This window comes from Curtobacterium sp. Arg-1 (assembly GCF_025643395.1).
Classification (GTDB): domain Bacteria; phylum Actinomycetota; class Actinomycetes; order Actinomycetales; family Microbacteriaceae; genus Curtobacterium; species Curtobacterium poinsettiae.
The window spans coordinates 3,190,356-3,203,296 of sequence record NZ_CP095731.1; the positions used below are offsets into that span (position 1 = coordinate 3,190,356).

The window sequence follows — 12,941 nt, forward strand, 5'->3', positions numbered from 1 at the left end:
CGTCGGTCAGCGCCGCCGGGTGCTCAGCCGGCTGCGGAGCCGTCGACGTCGCGGGGGTTGTCGTCGTCGATCTCGCCGGGCTCGTCGGCTGCCGAGGTGTCGTCGTCGAGGTCGTCGAAGGCTGGTTCGTCGTCGAGGTCGTCGTCGACATCGTCGGCGGAGTCGTCGTCGCCGTCGAGTGCGTCGGTCGCGACGTCGTCGGTTCCGAGGTCTTCGGCGTCGTCGTCTCCGGCGTCTCCGGCGGCTCCGTGTACTTCGACTTCGATCGTTTCCTCGACCACATCAACTGTCTCCCAAGCGTTGTCGTCCGCGATTTCGGCGAGGGCCGCTGCCGCGCGGTCCACTCGGGCCCACCACTCGTCGGCCTCGTCCTGTCGACCGAGCTCCTCGAGCGTGGCCGCGTAAGCACTGTAGAGCGCCGGGGACCACGTGTAGGCGGTGGACGGGTCGAGCTGTGGAATCTCCAGCTCGCCGAGCGCAGCTGTGGGATTCCCGAGGTCGAGACGGGCGCCGGACATGGCGATCGCGAGTTCGACCTGCACCGGTGTCTCGAGGGCCGACCGTTCGACCGAGCGGCCGAGTTCGAGCGCGCGCTCCGGACGTCCGAGGCCGCGCTCGCAGTCCACCATCATCGGCAGCTGGTCGTTGCGACCCGAGATCCGGCGGTAGGTGCGGAGCTCACGCAGGGCCGTGGCGAAGTCGCCGAGACGGTAGGCGGTGATGGCAGCGGTCTCACGGACGACACCGACCCGACCAGCACGACGAGCCGCGCTCAGCGCGTGCTGGTTCGCCGTCTCCGGGTCGTCGTCGACGAACAGCGCAGCAGCCACCAGGTGACGAGCCACCCAGTCCGCGTTGTCCTTGCTGAGGGTCTTCAGCTCCATGCGGGCGGCCGGGTCGAGGTCGCGCGCATCGATCTCTTCGGGGATCTCCGGGTCCTCGTGACGCGGACGGATGGACTTCGTGCCGTACGGATCGCGGTCTTCCCAGTCGTCGCGGGCCGCTTCGCCGAAGCGTGCACCGGCGTGCCGGGAGCCGTCGCCGAACCGACGACGCTCCTCGCCACCATCGCGGCTCGGACGGTCCGAGGACCCGCCACGGAACGGACGGTCGGAGGAGCCGCCACGGTCGCCGTCGCGACGCGGGCGGTCCGGGGAGCCACCACGGTACGGACGGTCACCATCACGAGCCGGACGGTCCGAGGATCCCCCGCGGTACGGACGATCGCCATCACGACGCGGACGGTCCGAACCGCCCTGGAAGGGTCGGTCCCCGTCACGGCGCGGCCTGTCCGAGGACCCGCCACGGTTCGGACGATCGCCATCACGAGCGGGACGGTCCGAGCCACCGCGGTACGGGCGATCGCCATCACGAGCCGGGCGGTCGGACGAGCCACCGCGGTACGGGCGATCGCCATCACGAGCGGGACGATCGGACGAGCCACCGCGGTACGGGCGGTCGCCATCACGAGCGGGACGATCCGAGCCACCGCGGTACGGGCGGTCACCGTCCCGACGCGGACGGTCAGAGCTCCCACCACGGTACGGACGGTCAGCATCACGAGCCGGACGATCCGAAGACCCACCACGGTACGGACGGTCACCGTCACGACCCGGGCGATCGGCACCACGCGGACCATCCCCGCGCGGCGGACGGCCGGCGGAGCCACGATCACCCTGCCACGAGGGTCGGTCATTGCGGTCGCTTGACCGGAACGGACGATCGCCGTCACGACGCGGAGCGCTGTCCCGGCGGGGAGCACCATCGCGGAACGGACGGTCCCCACCTTGCGGACGATCGCGACGGTCACCCTCGCGACGCTCGAACTCACGAGGGCCAGAGGACCACCGGCCGTTGCTCTGGTCGTCACGACGCGGAGCACCATCACGACGGGGGAAACGATCGCCGTCCCGCCGGGGTCGATCTCCGCGGTCGCCGTCGTTCCGCCGCTGATCGTCGTCGTTCGCCACCGTTGCTCCTCATCGCGTGCCCGGTGCAGTGCCTCGGGCGTTCATCCGCTGTGTCGTTGTGTTGGGTGCCGCGTCGGTCGCCCGACGGTGGTTCCAGTCCATCACGAACCGGAGCCGGCGTCGAGTGAACGGCGGCAGAAACAGAAATGGCCACCGGCCCCAACCGAGAACGAGGGTTTCCCCTGCGAATTCTCGATGGAGGGCCGATGGCCACATCTTTCTTACGTTAAGTCCGGCGGCGTCCTACTCTCCCACAAGGTCCCCCTTGCAGTACCATCGGCGCTGAGAGGCTTAGCTTCCGGGTTCGGAATGTGACCGGGCGTTTCCCTCTCGCTATGACCACCGGAACACTCTCGACCAGATCATACATTGGTCTCAAAGCTGTCCCGACTACTGCCCTCGGTGAAGAGGGCAGAGCGGTGTATTCAGTTTCGATTCCCGATCGTCTGTCGGGAACCACAAAGTGGACGCGAGCCCGTGCAACAAGTGCACGGAAATCAGTGTGTTATCAAGTCTTCGGCTTATTAGTACCGGTCAGCTCCACGGGTCGTTAGTCCCCGCTTCCACATCCGGCCTATCAACCCAGTAGTCTGCTGGGAGCCTCTCACACTCAAGGTGCATGGAAATCTCATCTCGAAGACGGCTTCCCGCTTAGATGCTTTCAGCGGTTATCCGGTCCGAACGTAGCTAATCAGCGGTGCCCTTGGCAGAACAACTGACACACCAGAGGTTCGTCCATCCCGGTCCTCTCGTACTAGGGATAGATCTTCTCAAATTTCCAACGCGCGCAGCGGATAGGGACCGAACTGTCTCACGACGTTCTAAACCCAGCTCGCGTACCGCTTTAATGGGCGAACAGCCCAACCCTTGGGACCTACTCCAGCCCCAGGATGCGACGAGCCGACATCGAGGTGCCAAACCATGCCGTCGATATGGACTCTTGGGCAAGATCAGCCTGTTATCCCCGAGGTACCTTTTATCCGTTGAGCGACAGCGCTTCCACAAGCCACTGCCGGATCACTAGTCCCGACTTTCGTCCCTGCTCGACCTGTCAGTCTCACAGTCAAGCTCCCTTGTGCACTTACACTCGCCACCTGATTGCCAACCAGGTTGAGGGAACCTTTGGGCGCCTCCGTTACTCTTTGGGAGGCAACCGCCCCAGTTAAACTACCCATCAGGCACTGTCCATGAACCCGATCAGGGTCCTACGTTAGACATCCAAAGTGACCAGAGTGGTATTTCAACAATGACTCCACGAACACTAGCGTGCCCGCTTCACAGTCTCCCACCTATCCTACACAAGCCACTCCGAACACCAATACCAAACTGTAGTAAAGGTCACGGGGTCTTTCCGTCCTGCTGCGCGTAACGAGCATCTTTACTCGTAGTGCAATTTCGCCGAGTTCGCGGTTGAGACAGCTGGGAAGTCGTTACGCCATTCGTGCAGGTCGGAACTTACCCGACAAGGAATTTCGCTACCTTAGGATGGTTATAGTTACCACCGCCGTTTACTGGGGCTTAAATTCAGAGCTTCGCCCAAAGGCTAACCCTTCCTCTTAACCTTCCAGCACCGGGCAGGCGTCAGTCCGTATACATCGTCTTGCGACTTCGCACGGACCTGTGTTTTTAGTAAACAGTCGCTTCCCACTGGTCTCTGCGGCCTTCAACGCTCACGGAGTAAATCCGGTCACGTGTCCGGCCCCCCTTCTCCCGAAGTTACGGGGGCATTTTGCCGAGTTCCTTAACCACGATTCTCTCGATCTCCTTGGTATTCTCTACCTGACCACCTGAGTCGGTTTCGGGTACGGGCGGCTGCAACCTCGCGTCGATGCTTTTCTCGGCAGCATAGGATCACTGATTTCCCCTTACGGGTACGCGTCGGATCTCAGGCACACAGACGACGGATTTGCCTATCGTCAGCCCTACATCCTTACACCAGGTTCACCTTACGGATACCATCGCCTGGCTCAGCTACCTTCCTGCGTCACACCTGTTCATACGCTAACCGCACCAGCATGGGGTCGAGCGTTAGACCGGCCACCATCACCCCGAAGGGATCCGGTTGTACCGGGTTAGGACTCTTAGCACCACTGGATTAGCTTGGGCGGTTGTTCGCCGGTACGGGAATATCAACCCGTTGTCCATCGACTACGCCTGTCGGCCTCGCCTTAGGTCCCGACTTACCCAGGGCGGATTAACCTGGCCCTGGAACCCTTGGTCTTTCGGAGGACGGGTTTCTCACCCGTCTTTCGCTACTCATGCCTGCATTCTCACTCGTGTAGCGTCCACGGCTGGATCACTCCGCCGCTTCACTCGCCACACGACGCTCTCCTACCACTCCGCACGACTGAACCACGAAGGCTTGTCTATAGTGCGAAATCTACAACTTCGGTGGTGTGCTTGAGCCCCGTTACATTGTCGGCGCGGAATCACTTGACCAGTGAGCTATTACGCACTCTTTCAAGGGTGGCTGCTTCTAAGCCAACCTCCTGGTTGTCTGTGCAACTCCACATCCTTTCCCACTTAGCACACGCTTAGGGACCTTAGTTGGTAGTCTGGGTTGTTTCCCTCTCGACGATGAAGCTTATCCCCCACCGTCTCACTGCTGCGCTCTCACTCACCGGCATTCGGAGTTTGGCTGACGTCAGTAACCTGTTGAGGCCCATCGGCCATCCAGTAGCTCTACCTCCGGCGAGAAACACGCAACGCTGCACCTAAATGCATTTCGGAGAGAACCAGCTATCACGAAGTTTGATTGGCCTTTCACCCCTATCCACAGCTCATCCCCTCCATTTTCAACTGAAGTGGGTTCGGTCCTCCACGACGTCTTACCGTCGCTTCAACCTGGCCATGGATAGATCACTTCGCTTCGGGTCTAGAACATGCGACTCAAACGCCCTATTCAGACTCGCTTTCGCTACGGCTGCCCCTCACGGGTTAACCTCGCCACATATCACTAACTCGCAGGCTCATTCTTCAAAAGGCACGCCGTCACCCCTACTAAGGAGGCTCCGACGGTTTGTAAGCAAACGGTTTCAGGTACTATTTCACTCCCCTCCCGGGGTACTTTTCACCTTTCCCTCACGGTACTTGTCCGCTATCGGTCATCTGGGAGTATTTAGGCTTATCAGGTGGTCCTGACAGATTCACACGGGATTTCTCGGGCCCCGTGCTACTTGGGATACACATCCGGCCATAACACCATTTCGTCTACGGGGCTGGCACCCACTACGGCCCGGCTTTCAAACCGGTTCGACTATGATGCGCTGTAACCGCCCCAGTCCGGCAGAACTGAGTGACGTGTCCCACAACCCCGACCATGCAACGCCCGCCGGCTATCACACATGATCGGTTTAGCCTCATCCGCTTTCGCTCGCCACTACTCACGGAATCACATGTTGTTTTCTCTTCCTGTGGGTACTGAGATGTTTCACTTCCCCACGTTCCCTCTACCCGCCCTATATATTCAGGCGGGAGTCACCAGGTCGCAAAACGCCTGGCGGGGTTTCCCCATTCGGAAATCCTCGGATCAAAGCTCGATTATCAGCTCCCCGAGGCTTATCGCAGATTTCTACGTCCTTCATCGGCTCCAGATGCCAAGGCATCCACCGTTTGCTCTTAGAAACTTGACCACAAAGATTAAAATTGCGATCCAACGTCACCACTCAACAACCCAAAAGGCTGATCATGGATGACGCGAATCAAAGATGCTCGCGTCCACTGTGTAGTTCTCAACATACGATCGGCACCAGCACTCCCCCACCACAACAGCAGGATCACACTGGCCCGACGAAGGACCCGTAGGCCCAACCCCCACCACCACTCACGTAGCAGCAGGAAGCCTGGTCCCTCAGGACCCAACAACGTGCACCAGCTGAGCGCTCCACCCCGACCCGTCCCAACCCTGCAAGCAGAGCGTACTGAGGTCGGAAGCATCACTCCCAACTGCACTGTCAATGTTCCACCCATGAGCTACCCGTCGGACACGTTCGGTCCGAAACAGGCGCCTGGACCAGCAACCAACCACCCCTAATGGGCGACCAGCACTGACCAGATGCTCCTTAGAAAGGAGGTGATCCAGCCGCACCTTCCGGTACGGCTACCTTGTTACGACTTAGTCCTAATCACCGATCCCACCTTCGACGGCTCCTTCCACAAGGGTTAGGCCACCGGCTTCGGGTGTTACCGACTTTCATGACTTGACGGGCGGTGTGTACAAGGCCCGGGAACGTATTCACCGCAGCGTTGCTGATCTGCGATTACTAGCGACTCCGACTTCATGAGGTCGAGTTGCAGACCTCAATCCGAACTGAGACCGGCTTTTTGGGATTCGCTCCACCTTACGGTATCGCAGCCCTTTGTACCGGCCATTGTAGCATGCGTGAAGCCCAAGACATAAGGGGCATGATGATTTGACGTCATCCCCACCTTCCTCCGAGTTGACCCCGGCAGTCTCCTATGAGTCCCCGGCATAACCCGCTGGCAACATAGAACGAGGGTTGCGCTCGTTGCGGGACTTAACCCAACATCTCACGACACGAGCTGACGACAACCATGCACCACCTGTACACCGACCACAAGGGGGCGACCATCTCTGGCCGTTTCCGGTGTATGTCAAGCCTTGGTAAGGTTCTTCGCGTTGCATCGAATTAATCCGCATGCTCCGCCGCTTGTGCGGGCCCCCGTCAATTCCTTTGAGTTTTAGCCTTGCGGCCGTACTCCCCAGGCGGGGCGCTTAATGCGTTAGCTACGACACAGAAACCGTGGAAAGGTCCCTACATCTAGCGCCCAACGTTTACGGCATGGACTACCAGGGTATCTAATCCTGTTCGCTCCCCATGCTTTCGCTCCTCAGCGTCAGTTACGGCCCAGAGATCTGCCTTCGCCATCGGTGTTCCTCCTGATATCTGCGCATTCCACCGCTACACCAGGAATTCCAATCTCCCCTACCGCACTCTAGTCTGCCCGTACCCACTGCAAGCCCGAGGTTGAGCCTCGGGATTTCACAGCAGACGCGACAAACCGCCTACGAGCTCTTTACGCCCAATAATTCCGGACAACGCTTGCACCCTACGTATTACCGCGGCTGCTGGCACGTAGTTAGCCGGTGCTTTTTCTGCAGGTACCGTCACTTTCGCTTCTTCCCTACTAAAAGAGGTTTACAACCCGAAGGCCGTCATCCCTCACGCGGCGTTGCTGCATCAGGCTTTCGCCCATTGTGCAATATTCCCCACTGCTGCCTCCCGTAGGAGTCTGGGCCGTGTCTCAGTCCCAGTGTGGCCGGTCACCCTCTCAGGCCGGCTACCCGTCGTCGCCTTGGTGAGCCATTACCTCACCAACAAGCTGATAGGCCGCGAGTCCATCCCCAACCAAAAAATCTTTCCACCACCAGACCATGCGGCCAGTGATCATATCCAGTATTAGACGTCGTTTCCAACGCTTATCCCAGAGTCAGGGGCAGGTTACTCACGTGTTACTCACCCGTTCGCCACTAATCCACCCAGCAAGCTGGGCATCATCGTTCGACTTGCATGTGTTAAGCACGCCGCCAGCGTTCGTCCTGAGCCAGGATCAAACTCTCCGTAAAAAAATACAGACCCAACACCCGAAGGCATCAGACCGAGTTGATTCTGACTGTTGACTGTCTACTGACAATCTTCAATCCAAAAGGAATTGCTTCATGACCCAGTCAGCAAGCCGACCAGGCACGAGGTCAATCAATAAATTGGCATTGACAATGTGCACGCTGTTGAGTTCTCAAGGACCAGACGCACTTGCTCTTCGGCTCGAGTTCGAGCTTCAGCCACAAGGCTTGTGTTCTTGGCTTGCCACCGGTTGTTCGTCGGACCCGGAGGTCCAGTGGCTCATCCCGAGGGGAGAGAACCGGTGGGCTTGTCATCCTAGGCGTCGAAGCGATCCGGCGCAAGGCCCGATCTGAACTTCAGTGGAGGATGGTCCCGCTTGAGGGCCGACGTGCTCTGGGCTTTCGCTCCAGCCGCTCCGCCGCACCTTTGGGGTGACGAGTAAGAACTATACGCAGCCCTGAGCGGGTGCGCCAAGCCAGCTCCCATCCCGGGCGTGTCGCGTTGTGCAACACACGTCGCCCGGACGCAGTGATGCCCGGTTCCGCAGGGGAACCGGGCATCACGAGAGGTCGAGCGATCGGGGTCAGCCGAGCGTCACACCGGCGAGGGTCTTCTTGCCACGACGGAGCACGAGGACTCCCCCGGGCAGGGCGAGGTCGGACAACGGGGCGGCCGCGTCCTCGGCTCGGACGTTGTTCACGTAGACACCGCCCTGGTCGATCGCGCGTCGGGCCTCGCCGAGGGACTTCACGAGTTCCGTCTCCACGAGTGCCCGTGCGACGTCCGCCTCGGGGTCGAGCGTGACCGACCCCGGCAGCGCGGCGATCGCCGACCGCAGGGTCTCGGGGTCGAGCGCACCGAGGTCGCCGTTGCCGAACAGCGCGGCCGCGGCGTCGATCGCCGCCTGGGTCGCCATCACGCCGTGCACGATCGAGGTGACCTCGAACGCCAGGGTCCGCTGGGCTTCTCGTCGGAAGGGCTCGTCGGCGACGGCCTGCTCGAGTCGTTCGATCTCGGCGCGCGTCAGGAACGTGAACTGCCGCAACCGGGCGATCACGTCCGCGTCCGTCGTGTTGAGCCAGAACTGGTACATCGCGTACGGCGAGGTCATCTCGGCGTCGAGCCAGATCGCGTTGCCCTCGCTCTTGCCGAACTTCGTGCCGTCGGAGTTCGTGATGAGCGGGGTGCCGAGGGCGTGCACCGTGGCGCCTTCGGCGCGACGGACGAGTTCGGTGCCGGAGGTCAGGTTGCCCCACTGGTCCGAACCGCCGGTCTGCAGCGTGCACCCGTACTGGCGCCAGAGTTCGCGGTAGTCGAGTCCCTGCAGGATCTGGTAGCTGAACTCGGTGTAGCTGATCCCCGCATCGGAGTTCAGCCGCGCGGCGACGGCGTCCTTCTTGAGCATCGAGTTGACGCGGAAGTACTTGCCGACGTCGCGCAGGAAGTCGATCGCGGACATCGGGGCGGTCCAGTCGAGGTTGTTCACCAGTCGGACGCCGTTGTCGCCGTTCGGGCTGAGGAACCGCGACACCTGGGTCTGCAGTCGGGAGACCCACTCGGCCACGGTCTCCGGGGTGTTCAGCGTGCGCTCGGCCGTCGGACGCGGATCGCCGATGAGACCGGTCGACCCGCCCACCAACGCGAGCGGCTTGTGCCCGGCGAGCTGCAGCCGGCGCATGGTCAGGAGCTGCAGGAGGTTGCCGCAGTGCAGCGACGGGGCCGTCGGGTCGAAGCCGCAGTAGTACGTGATCGGCTCACCGTCGAGGGCCTCTTGCAGCGCGGCCTCGTCGGTCGAGACCTGCACCAGACCGCGCCACTGCAGTTCGTCCCACACCGAGTCGAAGGCGGGGTCGTTCTGCTGGCGCGTCAGGACGTCTTGAGCGGTATCACTGGACACCCCGCCATCGTAGCGGCGACGGACGACCGGCAGGCGCGGCAGCCGGGAGGCCCGTGGCCGGGTTCACGGGCCGAAGGCACCCTTGTGCCGTCGGTACGTCGAGACCGTGGGGTCACCCGTCAGCCAGAAGCGCCAGGGGTACCGCACCCCGCCGGCGATGCCGCCGACGCCGGTGCGCGGGCCGCGGGAGATCCGTGGGACGGCAGCGCCGGCCCGCGGGCCGGGCAGGGTCTCGGACAGGAGCTCGTCGATCACCCGGGCCGGTCCGGCGGAGGCGAGCCGGGCCTCCAGGCCGGGTGCCAGGGTGAGCACGAACGGGCCGGAACCGTCGAGGAGCGACGTGCCGTCGTCCTGCCCGAGGACCGCGCCGAGCGCTCCCCCGAGGTTGCCGGGCCCGCGTGCCAGCGCGACGTCCGCGACCGTCGGACCGCGACGCGCTCGCGCGAGGTCCAGCCCCTCGACGACCTGCGCACCGCGGAGCAGGGAGCCCGACGAGGTGCCGGCCGGCCCACTCACGACGTTGACGCAGGTGTGGATGCCGTACGAGCGGTAGGCGTACAGCGTGCCGGGCGGACCGAAGAGGTGGCGGTTGCGCTCCGTCATCCCCCGATGGCCGTGCGATCCGGGGTCGGTGGTGCCGGAGTAGGCCTCGACCTCGGTGATGCGGAGCGTCACGCCGCGGCCGGCGATCGTCGCACCGAGCAGGGCCGGCGCGATGACCGGGGCGGGCTCGGCGAGCAGCGCGGCGATCCCCTCGGTCATCGCGAGAAGGGTGCGCCCTCGGCCAGGTCGCGGACGCGGCGGGTGACGGACGCGAGCTGCTCGGCGACCCGGTCGGGCGCGGTGCCCCCGACGCCGGAGCGCGACGCGACGCTGCCCTCGATGGTCAGGACCGACCGGACGTCGGGCGTGAGGTGCTCGGACACCGAGCGGTACTCGTCGTCGGTCGGCTCGTCGAGCTCGATGCCGCGCTCCTCGCAGTACCGGACGAGCGCGCCGGAGACCTCGTGCGCGTCACGGAACGGCACACCCTGGCGGACCAACCACTCGGCGACGTCCGTCGCGAGCGAGAACCCCTGCGGGGCGAGCTCCGCCATCCGGTCCGTGTCGAAGGTCAGGGTCGCGATCATGCCGGTGAACGCGGGCAGCAGGACCTCGAGCGTGGCGACCGAGTCGAAAACCGGCTCCTTGTCCTCCTGCAGGTCGCGGTTGTAGGCCAGTGGCAGTCCCTTGAGGGTCGCGAGGAGGCCGGTCAGGTTGCCGATCAGACGCCCGGACTTCCCTCGTGCGAGCTCGGCGATGTCCGGGTTCTTCTTCTGCGGCATGATGCTCGACCCGGTCGAGAACGCGTCGTGGAGCCGGACGAAGCCGAACTCCTTGGTGTTCCCGAGGATGACCTCTTCCGACAGACGCGAGACGTCGATGCCGATCTGCGCGAGGACGAACGCGAACTCGGCGACGACGTCGCGGGCTGCTGTGGCGTCGATCGAGTTGTCGGCCGGGCGGTCGAAGCCGAGCTCCGCGGCGATCGCAGCGGGGTCGAGACCGAGGGAGCTGCCCGCCAGCGCACCGGCGCCGTACGGGCTGACGCTCGCGCGGCCGGCCCAGTCGCGCAGGCGCTCGAGGTCGCGGACGAGCGGCCAGGCGTGCGCGAGCAGGTGGTGGGCCAGGAGCACGGGCTGGGCGTGCTGCAGGTGCGTGCGCCCCGGCATGATCGCGGACGGGTGCTCGGTGGCCTGCTGGGTGATCGCGTCGACGAGGTCGATCACGAGCCGCCCGATGCGCCGTCCGTGGTCGAGCATGTGCATCCGGCCGAGGGTGGCGATCTGGTCGTTGCGGCTGCGACCCGCGCGGAGCTTGCCGCCGAGCTCGGGACCGAGGTCGGCGATGAGCAGGCGTTCGAGGGCGCCGTGGACGTCCTCGTCGGAGTCGTCGGGCTGCAGCGTGCCGTCGGCGTGCGCCGCTTCGAGCCGGTCGAGGCCGGCGAGCATGCGCTCCAGCTCCTCGGCGGTCAGGTAGCCCGCGGTGTGCAGCGCTCGGGCGTGGGCACGTGACCCCGCGATGTCGTAGGGCGCGAGCTGCCAGTCGAAGTGCGTCGACTTGGAGAGCGCAGCGAGGGCCGCACTCGGGCCGTCGGCGAAGCGGCCGCCCCAGAGGGCACCGGTGTTGGTGGCGTCGGTCTTCTCGTCGGTCATGTCGTCCTGCGTCGTTTCGTCGGTGCTCGGGCGGGCCGGGGCGGGGCCGCGGGCTGGTGGTCGGTGCGGTGCGGCTGTCGGTCAGTTCGCCGCATCGCGGCGGGCGGAGATCTTGCTGGGCAGTGACCAGAGTTCGATGAACCCCCTGGACACGGACTGGTCGAACGCATCGCCGGATTCGTACGTCGCCAGGTCGAAGTCGTAGAGGCTCTGCTCGGACCGACGACCCGTCACCGTGGCGCGTCCGCCCTGCAGCCGCAACCGGACGTCGCCGGAGACGTGCTGCTGGGTGTGCTCGACGAAGGCATCGAGGCTGCGCTTGAGTCCGCCGAACCACAGGCCGTCGTAGACCAGGTCGGCCCACTCGCCCTCGACACCGCGCTTGAAGCGCGCGACGTCACGCTCGAGCGTCAGGCTCTCGAGTTCCTCGTGCGCGGCGATGAGGGCGACCGCGGCCGGTGCCTCGTAGACCCCACGCGACTTGATCCCGACCACGCGGTCCTCGACGACGTCGATGCGTCCGACCCCGTGCTTGCCGGCGACGGCGTTGAGCTCCTGCACCATCCGGAGCACGCTGAACCGCTGCCCGTCGAGGGCGACCGGCACCCCGCGGTCGAAGGTAATCGTGACCTCGTCGGCCGGCTGCGGGAGGGCCGGGTCCTGCGTGGTCGCGTAGAGGTCCTCGGTCGGGCCGTTCCACGGGTCCTCGAGGAGACCCGTCTCGACGGCACGACCCCACACGTTCTGGTCGACCGACCACGGCTGCCGCTCGGGCTGCTGGACCGGCAGCCCGTGCTCCTGCACGTACTGGAGGGCACGGTCGCGGGTGAGGGCGATGTCCCGCACCGGGGCGATGGTCCGCAGGTCCGGTGCGATCGCCGCGACAGCTGCCTCGAAGCGCACCTGGTCGTTGCCCTTGCCCGTGCAACCGTGCGCGACGCTGTCGGCACCGAGCTGCTTCGCCGTCAGGGCGAGGTGCTTCGCGATGAGCGGTCGGCTCAGGGCCGAGACGAGCGGGTACCGCTTCTGGTACAGCGCGTTGGCTCGGAGCGCCGGCACGATGTACTCGTCCGCGAACTCGTCCTTGGCGTCGACCACGAGCGCCTCGACCGCGCCGCAGTCGAGTGCGCGCTGCCGGATCGCCTCGAGGTCGTCGCCGCCCTGGCCGACGTCGACCACGAGTGCCACCACGTCCTTGCCGGTGCCGTCGCGCAACCGGCCGATCCCGACGGAGGTGTCGAGACCGCCCGAGTACGCGAGGACGACGCGGTCAGCCACTGGTGATCACCCGGTC

At 64.2% G+C, this 12,941-nt stretch carries 6 protein-coding genes and 3 rRNA genes; all 9 read right to left on the reverse strand.

Translation table 11 applies throughout. The features are described 5' to 3' along the window. Positions 1–23: 23 nt before the first annotated feature. A complete protein-coding gene (locus tag MXD64_RS15300) occupies positions 24–884 on the reverse strand; it encodes a hypothetical protein (protein WP_263136737.1) in 861 nt (286 codons plus the stop codon). Next, positions 875–1,810 carry a hypothetical protein gene (locus MXD64_RS15305; RefSeq protein ID WP_263136738.1) on the reverse strand — a complete coding sequence of 312 codons (936 nt, stop codon included), beginning with the start codon at positions 1,808–1,810 and terminating at the stop codon, positions 875–877. Before MXD64_RS15305 ends, MXD64_RS15300 begins: the two co-directional genes overlap by 10 nt. Positions 1,811–2,200: 390 nt before the next feature. After that, a 5S ribosomal RNA gene (rrf, locus tag MXD64_RS15310) occupies positions 2,201–2,317 on the reverse strand. Positions 2,318–2,474: 157 nt separating this feature from the next. Beyond that, positions 2,475–5,602 (reverse strand): 23S ribosomal RNA (locus MXD64_RS15315). A gap of 433 nt (positions 5,603–6,035) precedes the next feature. After that, positions 6,036–7,557 (reverse strand): 16S ribosomal RNA (locus MXD64_RS15320). Together the 16S, 23S and 5S rRNA genes form the textbook arrangement of a ribosomal RNA operon. 581 nt (positions 7,558–8,138) lie before the next feature. After that, positions 8,139–9,452, reverse strand: a complete 1,314-nt coding sequence (gene tyrS, locus MXD64_RS15325; RefSeq protein ID WP_263136739.1) for a tyrosine--tRNA ligase — start codon at positions 9,450–9,452, stop codon at positions 8,139–8,141. A 63-nt stretch (positions 9,453–9,515) separates the two neighbouring features. Next, a complete protein-coding gene (locus MXD64_RS15330; RefSeq protein WP_263136740.1) occupies positions 9,516–10,214 on the reverse strand; it encodes a DNA-3-methyladenine glycosylase in 699 nt (232 codons plus the stop codon). Continuing rightward, on the reverse strand, positions 10,211–11,647 hold the full coding sequence (gene argH / locus MXD64_RS15335) for an argininosuccinate lyase (RefSeq protein ID WP_263136742.1): 1,437 nt from the start codon (positions 11,645–11,647) through the stop codon (positions 10,211–10,213). The genes MXD64_RS15330 and argH overlap by 4 nt, the downstream gene beginning before the upstream one ends. 81 nt (positions 11,648–11,728) lie before the next feature. Then, positions 11,729–12,925 (reverse strand): argininosuccinate synthase, encoded by a 1,197-nt coding sequence (locus tag MXD64_RS15340; RefSeq protein WP_263136743.1) that lies wholly within the window; start codon positions 12,923–12,925, stop codon positions 11,729–11,731. Between the last annotated feature and the right edge of the window lie 16 nt (positions 12,926–12,941).